The following is a 14,563-nucleotide window of genomic DNA, read 5'->3' as shown; positions in this document are numbered from 1 at the left end:
GCCATATGCAATGTCGATCTCAGACGAGCCTGAAAGCCACGTCCACATTGCCGCGCGTTGCCTTCGAATAAGGGCAGTTCTGGTGCGCCGCATCGATCAGCGAGCGGGCGATCGCAGGATCGATCCCCGGCAGCGACACCCCAAACCGCGCCTGCAGGAAGAAGCCCTGCTCGCCATGCCCCAGGTCGACCTCGGCCTCAACCGAAGCCTCGGGCGGAAATCCGATCTTGCGGGCATGCGCGGCGTGGCGGAGCGCACCGATGAAGCAGGCTGACCAGCACGCCGCGAACAGCTGCTCCGGATGGGGGCCTTCACCCGGCGCACCGGGTGGCGAAAGCCGGATATCCAGCCTTCCGTCATCGCTGCGGGACATCCCGTCGCGCCCACCTGTCGTGAAAGTCTTGCCACTGTGAAGAATCTTTCTGACCGTAATCATCGTACTTCCGTCAAACCCAAACGTCTTTCCGGCAGCCATCGTGGGGATCGATGCGGCGCCGGATCACTGCCAGCCATCGGTACTGTCACCTTGCGTTGGCCAACGCCGGCACTCGCAGTGCCTCGCGCGCCTGCCCTTGCACCAGCTTGTGGAAGAACAGCGTGATTTCGCCATCGACGTCGTAGTCGGCGACATGGCGAGGCTCGTCCGGTTCACCGGCAGCCGTGCAGCCGTCATCGTCCGGATGCGCCACGTAGTTGACGAGCCGCGTCCGCGCCAGGCCGAGCAACCACGCCCGGAACGGCCGGCTCGGGTCATAGCTCGCACGCCGCCGATAGACATCGATCAGCGTGTCCAGAACCAATACGTTCAGCACCGACTTCCGCTCCGGCAACTGTCCCTCGAAGAAGGCGAACAGCAGCGGCGTCACGGCACCGAAGAGCTGCTGCAGCGACTGACTGTCGCTCCGGGCATCGGCGCGCAACCAGGCTCCCAACTGCTCATTGGATGCCCGGCCAGCAGGATCCACACAACTTGCGCCACCAGCGTCAGCCATCGCTCCGTCCTCCCTCACACGCTCCCCCTGCCGGTTCGAAACACGCCCCGGAAACGCTCCGGGAATCTGTCGCCATCCACGGTGGGTGATCCTGCGAAGGATCGCCAGTTATTTGCTGTTAGCAGGTGTTAGCCCGACATTTTTCGCAGCCGATTCACGCGCTTGCGCGTAGCGTGGATGAGACCGCCCGGGGCTACCCCGCCCCTTCGAGTACCTGGGGATTCGATCGCCACCTGTCCGTTCCGGCAGACGCCGCCCTTGTCACAGGAGTGGTAACGATGGGCATTCCTCTGATCCACTATTTCCGCATCCTCGTCGCCGGTGAGCGCAGCGAAGAGGTCGCCACGATCCTTTCCGAAGACCTGCATTTCCGGGTGCTGGTGGTTTCGCCCGCCGGCATCGAAGAAGCGCTCCGCTCAGGGGCCGACCTGGGGGCACTCGTCGTATCCCGCGAACTCGCACCGACGGCCATCTCCGCCCGGGACCGACGTGGGTTGCGCATGCCCATTTTCATGATCACCGAGCGCGACGAAGCAACGTTCTCCGATCCGTTCCTGAAGTCACTGGATGGCGTGGTCATCGCGGACATGGAAAGCCGGGACTTCTACGAGAAGCGCCTGGTCTCATCGGTCGAAAAATACGTTTCCAGCCTGATGACACCGTTCTTTGGCACCCTGATGCAGTATGACTTCGATGCGAACGGCACCTGGGCCTGCCCCGGACACCAGGGCGGCCAGATGTTCATGCGGCACCCCGTGGGCCGGCTCTTCTATGAGCACATGGGCGAGAACGTGTTCCGCGACGACATCTGCAACGCCATGGTCTCGCTGGGCGACTTGCTGATCCATGAGGGCCCCGCGCTGGAGGCGCAGCAGGCCGCTGCGAGGGTGTTTCAGGCGGACCGGACCTACTTCGTTCTCAATGGCACGTCATCGTCCAACAAGGTGGTCAATACGGCCTTGCTGACCAGCCGGGACATCGTGCTGTTCGACCGCAACAACCACAAGTCCAACCATCACGGCGCACTGGTTTTCGCCGGTGCCATTCCGATCTACCTGGAAACCGATCGCAATGGCTATGGCATGGTGGGGCCGATTGACTGGTCGGCGCTCGATGAGGCGTCGATCCGGGAAAAGATCCGGAATCATCCGCGACTCAAGGGCACCGATGCATGGCAGCGCGAACGCCCCATCCGCGTGGCGATCATCGAGCAGTGCACGTATGACGGAACCGTCTACAACGCCAGGAAAGTGCTGGAGAAGATCGGCCGCCTTTGCGAGTACATCCATTTCGACGAAGCGTGGGCCGGATTCGGTGCGTTCCATCCGCTGATGAAGGATCACTTCGCCATGAGCCTGTCCCTGGGCGAATCCGATCCTGGCGTGATCGCCACCCAATCGACGCACAAGCAACTGGCGGGCTTCTCGCAGGCTTCGCAGATCCACGTGCGCGACGCGCATATCCGCCAGAAGCCGTTCCGCCTGAACCACAAGCGCTTCAATGAGATGTTCATGCTGCAGGCGTCGACCTCGCCGTTCTATCCGTTGTTCTCCAGCCTGGACGTCAACGCGCAGATGCATGCCGACAAGGCCGGCCGCGTGCTGTGGGACGACATGGTCCGGCTGGGCATCGATGCCCGCAAGGCGATCCGCAAGCGCTTCGCCGGCTTCCTCAATCCGTTCGTGCCCGACACGGTCGCGTATCAGGGGCAACGCATCAAATGGGAAGACGTGCCTACGGATGTGCTTGCGAGCGAACAGGCCTATTGGCAACTCGACCCGAATGAAACCTGGCACGGCTACCGCCACCTGGGCCGTGACGCGGCCATGGTCGACCCAACCAAGCTGATGCTCACCACGCCCGGCATCGATCCGCGCACCGGCGACTACGCAAGCAGTGGCATCCCGGCGACGATCATCGCCAACTACCTGCGCGAGAACAACGTTATCCCGGAGAAGAACGATCTCAACAGCATCCTGTTCCTCATGACGCCCGCCGTCGGCGAGGGCAAGATGGCCATGCTGTTGGCGGCGCTGGAACGTTTCCGCGATCACTACGACGAGGACAGTCCGCTCGAGGAGGTGCTCCCTGCCCTCTATCGCAAGTACGAGTCACGCTACCGGGGATACTCGGTGCGTCAGATTGCGCAGGAGATGCACGAGTTCTACGCCTCGAAGAACGTCAAGGAACTTCAGCGCCTGAGCTTCCGCTACGAGTCCTTCCCGGAACAGGCGATGTCGTCGCGCGAGGCCAATGAAGCCCTCGTCGCCGGACGCGTGGATTTCGTGGCGATGGACCAGGTGAAAGGTCGCGTGGCCGCCACGCTGGCGTTGATCTATCCGCCGGGCATCGGCATCGTGATCCCCGGCGAACGCTATGACGAGCACGCCCAGCCGATGATCGACTACTTCCTCGCCTTCCAGGAAAGCTGCAATCGCTTCCCGGGCTTTTCCTACGAGGTACAGGGGGTCTATCAAGTGCCCGAAGACGGCAAGGTCCGCTTCTACACCTACGTCGTCAGGGAAGATTGAGCCGGCACGGGGCGCCTGCCCGAGCGTGGGCGCCTCACGACTCACCGGCCGCGAGTGCTTCCGGCTTCCTGGTCACCCGGATAAGCGCGTACAACGGAACCGTGGCCAGCAACACGATGAGCGCCTTGCGACCGAGCAGGTCGGACTGACCAAGCACCACGCTCACGCAATACATGCAGGCAATGATGCCGGCCACGACGAGGAAGCGCTTCCTCCCGCGATCAACGTCAATGATGCGGTTGAGCCGCCACATGGCAACCACCGAATAGATATAGGGCAAGGCCATCAGCACCACCGTTGCATCGGTGATGCTGGAGAACTGGGTGGCGACATTGGGTGATGCGGTAGCGATCAGGATCGCCGTCATCATCACGCCCGTGATCACCAGATTCTGCACCGGCATGCCGTGGGCGTTGGTCTTGCCGAAGCGCTTGGGGAACATGCCGTCCTGCGCCGCTGCCTGGGCGGACTGCGCAACGATCAGGATCCAGCCCACCAGTGAGCCCGACGCCTTGAGGATGGCCGCCAGGGCGATCAGCACCCCGGCCCAGGGACCCAGCATCAGGCGCGCGGCTTCGGAGAACGGTGCGCCCGATGTCCGCAGGTGCTCGCCGGGAATGATGCCCATCAACACTGTGGTGCACGAGATGTAGATCACCGTGGAAAGCAATAGTCCGATGACGGTGGCGAGCGGAACGTTGCGCCGCGGATTGTCGATGACGCCGGCAGAGACGGCCGCGCTTTCAACGCCCAGGAATGCCCAAAGCGCAATCGATGCACTGCGCTCGACCGCCGTGTAGGTCGGCAACGCTTCCGGATTCCAGCTGGCACGAAACACCTCGGGTTGAAACCAGAACCAGCCAAGCAAGCCAACAAAGGCAATCGGCAGAATGCCCGCGATGGTGCTCACCGCGGTGAACTTGCCGATCACGCTCGCATCCCGGGTATTGAGCCAGACGAACAGCCAGATGATGGCCGCAGTGGTCACATTGGCGACCATCTGGCCCTTCAGCGCGGGAAAGAACGTGGCGAGGTAACCGGTGACCGACACGGCGATGGCCACGTTGCCGATGACGTTGGCGATCCAGTAGAGCATGTTCGTCTGGAATGCCGGGAACGCACCGAGATGATCGCGTGCATAGGCATAGGGCCCACCGGGTTTGGGGTCGACCATGCCCAGGTGCGCGAACACCAGTCCCAGTGCACTGGCGCCGATGGCGGCCACGATCCATCCGAGGATCGAAATGCTGCCGACATTTGCCAGGCTGGAGGGCAGCAGGAACAAGCCCGTGCCCACCATGTTGGCCACCACCAGCGAGGAAGCCCCCACCAACCCCATCTTCTTCCCGCCGCCCGTGGACATCGTCCCTGTTCTCCTACTTCAGGCACTGAATGAAGTACTCGCCATCCTCGACTTCCACGCCGTGCGTGTCATGGCCAAAGCCCGGGAAGGTGCGGTCCCAGTTCTGCAGTGCCTTGAGATAACCGATGTACGGGCCATCCGCGGGGCCCGCCACTTCGCCGGGCATCAGCATGGGAATACCTGGCGGATACGGCACCACGCTGGTGGCGATGGTCCGGCCGGCGAGATTCGGCAGAGCAACGCGTTCGATGTCGCCACGCACCAGATGCTGATAGGTGTCCGCCGGTGTCATGCGGATCTCAGGGAGATTCGAGTACGCCTTCTGGAGATGGCGTGTCTGGCCGGTCTTCTTCAGCTCGGCGAACATCTCGTCACCCAGGTCGCGGAAACCCATCGCGCCATAGCGATCCGGATAACTGGCGACCAAGTGCGGCATGACTTGCTCCAGCGACTTGTTCTCGTCGTAGTCGCGCTTGAAGTCCAGCATCGCGGTGATCAGCGTGCTCCACTTGGCCTTGGTGATGCCGATGGAGAACAGGAACAGCACGGCGAAGTCGCTGGTCTTCTCCACTTCGATACCACGGGCATCCAGGTAAGCGGTGAGCAGCGTCGCCGGGAATCCACGATCGGCCAGGGTGTCGTCGTCGTTGACGCCTGGCGTGATCACCGAAACCTTGATCGGGTCCAGCATGCAGTAACCGTCTTCGAGCTTGTCGAAGCCGTGCCAGGTTTCGCCCGGATGCAGCACCCAGGCGTTCGAATCCTCGGCCAGCCACTCGGGCGAGGCATCGGCAAACGGAATGCGCTTGCCGGTCGAATCCGTGACTTCATCCGGATTCCAGGTGCGGAAGAACCACTCGCTCTTCTTGGCGAAATCCCGATTCAGTCGGCCGACCACCTGACGGAAAGCAATGGCCTCGTCGATGCTCTCGCGCGTCAATGCCTTGCCGCCGACGCCATCCATCATCGATGCGGCGACCTCGTTGGAGGCGATGATCGGATAGAACGGCGAGGTCGAGCCGTGCATCATGAACGACTCGTTGAAGCGCGCATGCGGAATCGCGCTGCGCCCGTCACGGATGTGGATGTACGAGGCCTGAGAGAACGCCGCCAGGAGCTTGTGCGTGGAGTGCGTGGTGATCACGGTGGGGCCGTTCGGATCGTGTTCCGACGCCGGCCCATGCATGGCCAGCCGGCCCGAATAGATGGGATTGAAGCGCGCGTAGCCATACCAGGCTTCATCGAAATGCACGCGATCCACCCAGGTACCCACCTCCTCCAGCACGCGACCGGTGTTGTAGCAAAGGCCGTCGTACGTGGAGTTGGTAACCACGACAAAGACAGGCTTCTGGTCCGCCAGCCCCTTCGAGAACGGGTTCGAGGCAATGGCATCGCGCACGCTGGACTGCACGAACTTGTCCGGATAGATCGGGCCGATCAGGCCGTAGCGGTTGCGAGACGGCACCAGGTAATGCGGGATGCCGCCCGTCATGGTCAGGCCATGCTCGATCGACTTGTGGCAATTGCGATCGCACAGCACCACCTGGTCACGACCGACGCAGGCCATGAAGATGATGCGATTCGAGGTGGACGATCCGTTGGTGACCGAATAACTGCGATGCGAGCCGAAGATGCGGGAAATGTACTTCTCGCTTTCACCAATCGGGCCTGTGTGATCGAGCAGCGAACCGATTTCGCCAACGCTGATCGACAGGTCGGTACGGAAAATGTGCTCGCCATAGAAATCGTAGAACGCCCTGCCCGAGGGGTGCTTGAGGAACGCCGTGCCGCCCGTGTGTCCGGGCGTGTGCCAGGAATACTCGTGCACCTGGTTGAACTCGGCCAGCGCCGTGGTCAGTGGGCCAAACAGCGTCGCGAGATAGAGCTTCATCGACGCCTGGACGCGACCGCAGACAAACGTTGCCGAATCCTGCGTCAGCCACACGAGCTCGTTGATGGCCTGGACAATCTCGACGCTCAGCGTGCGCGCCTTGCCCGCCTCGGACATCAGGAAGATCGGCACGTTCTCGTTGCGCGAACGCACCAGGTCGATCAGGCTCTTGGCCGCTGCATTCTCATCGCCCGGTGCCGTGGGATCAGGCAAGGACCAGTCGATCATCATGGCGTGGATCGCCGCGTCGGCCGTGATGATCGAGCGTGCATCATCCACGTTCGTCGCCGTCACGGTTTCAATATTGCGATCTTCGAACTCGTTGATCACAAGCCGCGCCGCGCGTCCTCCCGCACTTTCGGTGCCGATGTTGGGCTGGACCAGCAGGACGCGGAATTTCTGGCGGAGATTGCGGCGCTCAAGCATGGGGATGTCCTCGATGGGGAAAGCCTGCGTACGTCGATACGGGTCTCAAAGTGCCGAACCCCGCCTTGCGGCGGGGCACGGACATCATTTCTTCTTGCTGGCGCTCCTGGCGGCTTTCGCGGGTGGCGTTTTCTCGACGATGACGCGAACCCACATGTCGCCGCTGGCGTCGGGATGGACGTTTTGGACTTCGCGCCCGAATCCCGGGAAGCGCTTGCCATAGGCTTCCACGGCCTCGAGGAAGCGAACGATGGGACCACCCTTGGGATCCACGCGCTCACCCGGCATCAGCACGGGAATGCCCGGCGGGTACGGCACGATCATCAGCGCCGCGATGCGCCCCGGCAAATCGCTCAGCCGGACTTCCTCGGTGTTTTCGTGGATGAGGTGCTGGTAAGCCTCCGCGGGTGTCAGCACCTGCTCGGAGAGCGTCTCGCCTGCCAGATTGGCCATGTCCTGGAGATTGGACTCAGTCATCACGGCGTGCATCTCGCCGCAAAGCATCGCCAGCGACATGCCGCGATAACGATCGGGATAGGCCTGCACCAGTTCCGGCAGCGCTTCGTCCAGCAAGGCATTGCGGTCGTAGTGCCGCTTGAACGAAAGCAACGTCTCCAGCAGCGTGCCCCACTTGCCCTGCGTCGTACCGACCGAGAACAGGACCAGCACCGTGTAATCGCCGGTGCGCGCAATGGCCTGGCGGTGGGCACCGAGGTACTTCGAAAGAATGGCGCCGGGCACGCCACGCTTGGCGAGCTTGCCCTGGGCATCGGTGCCGGGGCACAGGATGGTGACCTTGGTGGGATCGAGCATGCAGAAGCCGTCCTTGACGACTTCGTCCGGCAGCCCGTGCCAGCTGTCACCGACTTTCAGGGTCCAGTGTGCGGGGTCGTTGGCCAGCGCGTCGATCGGCGCATCATGGATCGGGATGCGCTTGTTCTTTATCGATACCGTCGGCGGCTGATAGAGGTTGAAGAACCACTCGTCTTCGTCCTTCAGGCGTTGGTTGACCAGCGACACCGTGCGCCGGAAGGCCACGGCCATTTCCATGGTTTCGCGCAGCAGCGCCGGGCCGGAGGGGTCATCCATCATCGCCGTCGCGATATCCAGCGACGCAATCAACGGGTAATACGGCGAGGTCGTGCCATGCATCATGAAGGCTTCCTTGATGGGAGCCCACGGGATGGCACCACGTTCGCTGTTGCTGACATGGATGTACGACGCCATGGAGAAGGCCGGAAGCATCTTGTGCGTCGACTGGACGGCCAGCACGGTGGGACGGTTCTTCATGTTGCGCGGCACGCCCATGGCATAGCGCTGCCGGTAAAGCGGATGGAACTTGCCGTAGGGGTACCAGGCTTCGTCGAAGTGCACGCGCGGCACGCTTTCGGCGAGCAGCTCCGTCACCTTGTCGACGTTGTACATCAGCCCGTCGTAAGTGGGATTGGTCACCACGGCGTAGACGGGCTCTTTGGCGCTCGCGCCGGCGCTGAGCGGGGACTTCGCAATCAGCGACTGGATATGTGCCTTGGTGAAGCGCTTTGGGGGGATCGGGCCGATCATCCCGTACCCATTGCGACTGGGCTGGAAATACACCGGTCGCGCGCCGCAGAGCGTCATCGCATGGTTGAGCGACTTGTGGCAATTGCGGTCGGCGATCACCATCTCGTCCTTGCCCACGGCCGTCTGCGCGACGATGCGATTGGAGGCGGACGATCCTGCAAGGACATAAAACGTCCAGTCCGCACCAAAGACACGCGCAGCCATGCGCTGCGATTCGGCCGGAGCGCCTTCGATATCCAGCCACGAGCCCAGCTCAGGATTCGAAATGCCTATATCGGCACGCATGATGTTCTCGCCGAAGAACTCATGGAACTCGGCGCCTGCGGGATGCTTGAGGTAGGCCGCACCACCCATGTGACCCGGTGCATCCCACTGGTAGGCGCCCTCTTCCGTCAGCTTCTTCAACGCCTTGAAGTACGGCGGCAGCAGGCCCGCGTGGTACTCGTCCACCGCAAACTTGACGCGCCGCGCGAAGAATTCCGGTGTTTCGCTGCCGACATTGACGTACTCGCGCACTTCACGGATCAGTCCAAGTGGAATGTCTGGCGTCTGCACACTGCGCGTCAGCAGGAAGATGGGAATGCGCAGGGACTTGTCGCGCACCGCGTGCACGATCTTCATCACTTCGGCTTCGCCCATGGCTGCGGTTTCGCCGAGATTCCAGTCGATGGCGATCACCGAGTACGACGGCTTGCCCCGCGCAACGGCGAGGCCGTCCTCGCAGCTCATGGCCCGCACCACTTCGATGCCCTGCGCCTGGATGGCATGGCCCAGTCGCGCGAGGGCCAGCTGGTACACCGAGCCCTCATCCGGCAGGTCCGTCGTGACGTAGAGCATCCAGGGATGGTTCATCGACATGGCACGGCTCCATGGCGCGGGTCAGGCCCGCGCATCGATCAGGGATTGAGGTCGTAGCGGAACGTGGTCTGGATGCGCTGGCCCTGGCCGCGTGCGTCGGTGAGATCGATGTTCTGGCCCCACAGGTATTCCACACCCATCATGGCGCGCTCGCTGAACTGCCATGCCAGGTTGACCGACGCGAACTTGGTGCTCTTGGGCATCGTCGGAAGAATGAGCAGATCCGACTGCGGGCTGATGCGCAGGTAACCGTACGAAGCGCTGGTCGTCAGCGTCTCCATCCAGGCGTGTGTGTAGCCTACGCCGTATCCGCGCGCGCGAATCGCGCGCAGATTGCCGTCCGTGGTGAACGCAGCGTCGAGGCCAAAGCCGGAGATGTCCTGCAGGAAGTTGGCGTAGCCCTTGCCGTAACTCACCCAGCCCTGGGCGCTGTCGTGCTCGAAAACATCCACTGCGCTGCTGAGCTGGCTGGCATAACCCGAGGTGCTCCGGGTGCGACCTTCTGAGTTTTCAACACGCAGATCGCGGAAAAGGTTGGCCCACTGAAGGTGCCAGCTGGGCGCCTGCCAGCGCAGGCCCAGCGTGATATCCGGCCGACGCGAGTAAGTATTGAAGCCTTCGATGACGCTGATGTCGGCATTGGGTTTTTCCAGTGACATCGGCATCGTCAACTTGCTTTCGCCACTCGTGTACAGCACAGGCGAGAAGCGGATCTGTGGCGTGTACTTGAAGGTGAAGGAGTTCGGGCCTTCGAAATCCAGGGTGTTCGGGAAGGCGTCGATATCGGTAAACGCGGAGATGTTGTAACCGGCAAGCAAGCTGTAGTGCGGGTTGTCCAGTTCGCCGTAGAACGACTGCAGGTTGTACGGCATGTCGCCGCTGCCGCTACCGAAGAAGTTGTTCTTGTAGACCACTTTCAGCATGCCGTAATCCGTGTCGCGCCGGAAATCCATGCGGAAGATGCTCTGCTTGCCGCTCATGTTCGAGCGCCGGCCACTGTCGTAGAACGGTTGACCGCTCACCGGAATGGTCGAGGGCAGGAAGAGGTCCGCACCGCCCATGTAAGTGCTGTCGAGCATGGCATCGAGCTGGGCGACGAGATCGAGCTTGATCAGGTTGCCCGTGTCGCCAAGGCGCACATAGCCTTCGGGCAAAGGCTCGACCACGCCAGCCGGCGCTGAAGGCGGGCGATACGCGGGCGTCGTGGCAGTGCCCTGCACGTTCGCCGCGGTCACGGGCGTGGCCTGGGCAGGCTGCGCCGGTTGCGTCTGCACCACCTGCTGTTCCTTGGCCGCCTTCTCCTTTGCCTCCAGCTCGTCCAGCCGGGCCTGCATCTTTTCCATCTGGTCCTGCTGCGCTTTCATCTGCGCGCGCACGGTCTGCAGTTGGTCCTTCAACTCCTTCGTCTCGCTGGATTGCGCGAACGATGGCGGGCTTGCCATGGCCAGTCCGGCCACGGCAAGCGAAGCGACAACCATCCCGGGTCCACGTTTGGCATTGAGCGACGAACCATGCATGGGATTACCCCCAACTGGATTGATGAGCTAGTACGAAGCGGAGCCAACGGGGCTCCGCTTCTGGTCTCACTCGTGAAGTGCGGCGCGGCGGAACCACGTCTTGGTGGCATCGTCCGGCTTGCCGAGGTATTGCTCGTAGATGGCGTTGATCTTTCCGGACAGATACAGCTGGCTGAGCGCCGTATCGACCAGCAGACGGAAGTCGGGATCGTCGCGGCTGAGCGCGAAGGCCATCTCCTCTCGATCGAAGACCCGGTTGATCACCACCAGCTTGCCCTGCCCGTTCCGGTTGGCCTGGTCGAGCAGCACGCTGCGCTCGCCCACGAAGGCGTCGGCACGCCCGTCCAGCAGCATCTTCACGCCCGTCGCCAGGTCAGGCACGGTCGAAATGATGCTGTTGACGTGGAGCTCGTCACGACGCTCGGTCAGCAGCTTCTCCTGCAGAGAGCCGCCAATCACGACGAAGTTGCGCTCCTGCAGGGCCGCGAGCATCGGCGATCCCCGCCACACCGGACGGTCCGCGGTATGTCCGGTTTCGAGAAGTTCACGGAAGCTGTTCGGGGCGTCCTTGCGCAACAGGATGGCCGTGCCGCTCTCCAGGATCGGCAAGGAGAAGCTGACTTCGGCGCGGCTGCTCAGGGTGGGTACGCTCGGCCCGCACAGCAGGTCCACCTTGCCCTCCTTGACCAGCGGATAGCGATCGTTCGCCTGCACCTGCACGAACTCGGTCGCCAGGCTGCTCATCTTCAGTTGCTCCTGCAACGACGCCGCCACGGCCTTGCAAATGGCGATGGCATAGCCGTCCGGCTGGCCGGGACTGCCCTGGTAGGTGAATGGACGCGCTTCGTCGTAGTAACCCAGGGTCAACTTGCTGGTCGACCGGATGCGGTCAACCGTTGGATCGCTGGACGCCTGTGCGAAGGCGAGTGACTGCACGGCCAGCATCGTCACGAGCGCAAGCGCCCGCGCGAGCTTCTTACCCGAGACACCGATCACGCGCTGCATGTGTTGATCTCCCATACGGATGTCCATGGCGGCGCCTCAGGCGGCCTTGGCCGCAGTCTGGCCCACGACCGGCGGCGGGAAGCGCGGTGCGAGGAAGCCGTAGATGATGTACGTCAGTGCCAGCACGATCGTGCCGCCCAGCACGGCTTCCATGCCTGAGGCATAGATCGCGTAGGTGCTGTAAAGCATGCCAATCGTCGCCACGCTGGCATTGAGCCGGAACGTGCTGTCCGGTGTCTTCGCCTTGCGCATCATCAGCATCAACGCAGAAAGCGAGATGATGTACGGAATGACATTGGTGACCACCGCCAGGCTCACCAATACCTGGAACTGCTTGTTCAGGCTCGGCGAGATGGTCGAGAGCGCCATCAGGGTCTGCACGACACCCATCACGATCATGCCGACCACCGGCGCAGTCATCTTGTTGGTCTTGGCAAAGAAATGCGGGAAGAGATGATCCTCCGCCGCCGTCTTGGCCGTTTGCGCAATCGTGAACTGCCAACCCAGCAACGAACCCAGGCACGCCAGGATCGCCAATGCACGGATGACCGATCCGACGCCGGGGCTGAACATCTGGATGTAAACCAGCGCGAATGGCGCCGTCGACTTGGCCAGTTCCGGATTGGGCACGATGCCCTGGATGACCGTGGTCGACAGTACGTAGATGACTGCCGCACCGAGCGTGCCCAGCATGCAGGCCATCGGCACGTCGCGCTTGGGGTTCTCCACGGCGTCAGAGTTCTGCACCGCCGATTCCATGCCCAGGAAGGCCCACAAGGTCAGCGTGATGCTTGAACCCATGCCCTTCAACAGGCTCAGTCCCTGCGGATTCCAGGCTTCGCTGAAGGTGCTGCTCTTGAACCAGAACCAGCCGATGATGGACAGGCCGGCAACCGGAATGATCACGCCCCACACGGTGATCGCGCCGATGCGACCGGTGATGCGCGGCCCGCCGAAATTGGCGACGGTGGTGAGCCAGACCAGGCCGATCACGCTGATGCAGGTGGCGATCGGTGTTGCCGACATCGAGGGGAAGAACGCGGCGAGATAACCCACGGCCGAAATCGCGATGGCCACGTTGCCGACGGCCAGCGACAGGAAGTACAGGAAGAATGTGACGAAATAGCCGCCCTTTCCGTAGGCGTCTTCGGCGTAGGCGGCCATGCCGCCAGCCCGTTGATTGAGGAGGCCCGCCTGGGCGAAGCCGTACGCGATGGCCATGGAACCCACGGCCGTCACGATCCATGAGAGCAGTGAGATCGCGCCGACCTGAGCCATGTTGGCCGGCAGCATGATGATGCCCGATCCCATCATGTTGACAGCGACCAGCACGGTCAGCTGCATCATGCTCATCTTCTTCTTGCCGTCCATCGGTACCTCCAGTCGAAACTTCCGGAGTCGATTGATGCGTTGAACGCTACGCGGCAGATTCCGATGGGGGCTTTTGACACGAGGTGTCGCGACTGGCAACGCGGCGGTGAACGGCAAACGTGACGTACGACGGTACGCCTACGACGGAACTACACCGCATTGCTGGTTTACGGCACTTGCCCCAATCGCTATGCAATGGCCGAGAAACGTTCGGTCAGTTTTCTCGAGCGGTTCCGCACCCCCGTGCGGAACGTGAAACGACACACGACTTCATCGCGAAGTCACGTCGCCCTGAACGGCGTGGCAGCAGATCGCGCGGCGGCGATTCTGCTACCGCCGCCGGCGATTGGCACTAGGTAAATCTACGGTGAAAAGCGCGTTTAGGTAGAACTACGCAGCCGGTGCTAAGTACGGTATCGCCGTCGGCTTGCCACGACTTCGCCGTTGACCTCGGAACGCAGAAAAATGCTACGTGCAGGGCGCATCGCAAGAACGATGAATGCTTGCGAAGACCTTACGGCGCGCGACGCTCCGTTTGCGCCCTTGTTGGGCGTCATGCCTTGTCGGAGGGAACCGAAGCGTCCATCCACGCGACGATGAACGCATCCAGCGATACGCGCTCGGGAACCTCAACACGTGCCTGGCGAATGATGGCGTTGGCTGCCTTGATCAGCGACTGGCGCGCGACGTTGGTTGCCTGCCGCGCGGCGGCCTGTTTCTGGCGCAACTGAATGATGTGCGCAGACGGTCTTCCCGGCTTGGCGTATTTCTGGAACTTGCGCAGCTCGTCGGCGATGAACGCCGTGTCTGCCGCCGCCTGCATCGTCGCCGCGCGCGCCTTCAGAAGCACGATCAACGATTGCGCCAGTGCCGCCGGATCATCCGTTGCGCCCGGCATCCAGGGCTGCATCCACGCAGGCGCGGCTCCGGCGGGATCACTGCAGAACGCCTCGAGATCAGCGATGGCGCGAGCAAAGGGAAAGGGCGGATGCGCGCTCATGGGCAACGTCCGAAGGACAAGGGCGCGCATGCAACGCGCCCTTCCG

The 14,563-nt window shown here is 62.4% G+C and carries 10 protein-coding genes; 1 reads left to right on the top strand and 9 read right to left on the bottom strand.

Annotated features, from left to right (window positions below):
• Window positions 1–19: 19 nt before the first annotated feature.
• Both EYV96_RS03895 and EYV96_RS03890 read right to left on the bottom strand, forming a co-directional pair.
• The gene (locus EYV96_RS03895; protein WP_131150180.1) at window positions 20–436 is read right to left on the bottom strand and encodes an organic hydroperoxide resistance protein; all 417 of its coding nucleotides are present in this window, start codon (window positions 434–436) and stop codon (window positions 20–22) included.
• 85 nt (window positions 437–521) lie between these two features.
• Window positions 522–920 carry a hypothetical protein gene (locus EYV96_RS03890; RefSeq protein WP_165488573.1) on the bottom strand — a complete coding sequence of 133 codons (399 nt, stop codon included), beginning with the start codon at window positions 918–920 and terminating at the stop codon, window positions 522–524.
• A 350-nt stretch (window positions 921–1,270) separates the two neighbouring features.
• Between EYV96_RS03890 and speC the strand changes: the two genes are divergently transcribed.
• Window positions 1,271–3,523 (top strand): ornithine decarboxylase, encoded by a 2,253-nt coding sequence (gene speC, locus EYV96_RS03885; protein WP_131150178.1) that lies wholly within the window; start codon window positions 1,271–1,273, stop codon window positions 3,521–3,523.
• A gap of 34 nt (window positions 3,524–3,557) precedes the next feature.
• Here speC and EYV96_RS03880 read toward each other — a convergent pair whose 3' ends face one another.
• From EYV96_RS03880 to EYV96_RS03850, 7 genes are all read right to left on the bottom strand, one after another.
• Window positions 3,558–4,886, bottom strand: coding sequence for an amino acid permease (locus EYV96_RS03880; RefSeq protein ID WP_131150177.1), 1,329 nt, complete (start codon window positions 4,884–4,886; stop codon window positions 3,558–3,560).
• A 13-nt stretch (window positions 4,887–4,899) separates the two neighbouring features.
• A complete protein-coding gene (locus tag EYV96_RS03875) occupies window positions 4,900–7,203 on the bottom strand; it encodes an Orn/Lys/Arg family decarboxylase (protein ID WP_131150176.1) in 2,304 nt (767 codons plus the stop codon).
• An 84-nt stretch (window positions 7,204–7,287) separates the two neighbouring features.
• A complete protein-coding gene (locus EYV96_RS03870; RefSeq protein WP_131150175.1) occupies window positions 7,288–9,624 on the bottom strand; it encodes an Orn/Lys/Arg family decarboxylase in 2,337 nt (778 codons plus the stop codon).
• A 38-nt stretch (window positions 9,625–9,662) separates the two neighbouring features.
• The gene (locus tag EYV96_RS03865) at window positions 9,663–11,141 is read right to left on the bottom strand and encodes a DcaP family trimeric outer membrane transporter (protein WP_165488572.1); all 1,479 of its coding nucleotides are present in this window, start codon (window positions 11,139–11,141) and stop codon (window positions 9,663–9,665) included.
• A 66-nt stretch (window positions 11,142–11,207) separates the two neighbouring features.
• Window positions 11,208–12,146 carry an amino acid ABC transporter substrate-binding protein gene (locus tag EYV96_RS03860; RefSeq protein ID WP_165488571.1) on the bottom strand — a complete coding sequence of 313 codons (939 nt, stop codon included), beginning with the start codon at window positions 12,144–12,146 and terminating at the stop codon, window positions 11,208–11,210.
• Between the two features lie 36 nt (window positions 12,147–12,182).
• Entirely contained in the window at window positions 12,183–13,517 is a 1,335-nt protein-coding gene (potE, locus tag EYV96_RS03855) for a putrescine-ornithine antiporter (protein WP_131150172.1), read from the bottom strand.
• A 553-nt stretch (window positions 13,518–14,070) separates the two neighbouring features.
• On the bottom strand, window positions 14,071–14,517 hold the full coding sequence (locus tag EYV96_RS03850) for a hypothetical protein (RefSeq protein WP_131150171.1): 447 nt from the start codon (window positions 14,515–14,517) through the stop codon (window positions 14,071–14,073).
• Between the last annotated feature and the right edge of the window lie 46 nt (window positions 14,518–14,563).

The organism is Dyella terrae, assembly GCF_004322705.1.
Lineage (GTDB): Bacteria > Pseudomonadota > Gammaproteobacteria > Xanthomonadales > Rhodanobacteraceae > Dyella_D > Dyella_D terrae.
The sequence above is the reverse complement of the archived record's forward strand: the minus strand, read 5'-3'. Positions and strand labels throughout refer to the sequence as shown.

Bases quoted from the DNA above. Each gene is read 5' to 3' on its own strand.
- EYV96_RS03850 (WP_131150171.1), bottom strand. From the start codon at position 14,517: ATGAGCGCGCATCCGCCCTTTCCCTTTGCTCGCGCCATCGCTGATCTC.
- EYV96_RS03860 (WP_165488571.1), bottom strand. From the start codon at position 12,146: ATGCAGCGCGTGATCGGTGTCTCGGGTAAGAAGCTCGCGCGGGCGCTT.
- EYV96_RS03865 (WP_165488572.1), bottom strand. From the start codon at position 11,141: ATGCATGGTTCGTCGCTCAATGCCAAACGTGGACCCGGGATGGTTGTC.
- EYV96_RS03875 (WP_131150176.1), bottom strand. From the start codon at position 7,203: ATGCTTGAGCGCCGCAATCTCCGCCAGAAATTCCGCGTCCTGCTGGTC.
- EYV96_RS03880 (WP_131150177.1), bottom strand. From the start codon at position 4,886: ATGTCCACGGGCGGCGGGAAGAAGATGGGGTTGGTGGGGGCTTCCTCG.
- potE (WP_131150172.1), bottom strand. From the start codon at position 13,517: ATGGACGGCAAGAAGAAGATGAGCATGATGCAGCTGACCGTGCTGGTC.
- speC (WP_131150178.1), top strand. From the start codon at position 1,271: ATGGGCATTCCTCTGATCCACTATTTCCGCATCCTCGTCGCCGGTGAG.
- EYV96_RS03870 (WP_131150175.1), bottom strand. From the start codon at position 9,624: ATGTCGATGAACCATCCCTGGATGCTCTACGTCACGACGGACCTGCCG.
- EYV96_RS03895 (WP_131150180.1), bottom strand. From the start codon at position 436: ATGATTACGGTCAGAAAGATTCTTCACAGTGGCAAGACTTTCACGACA.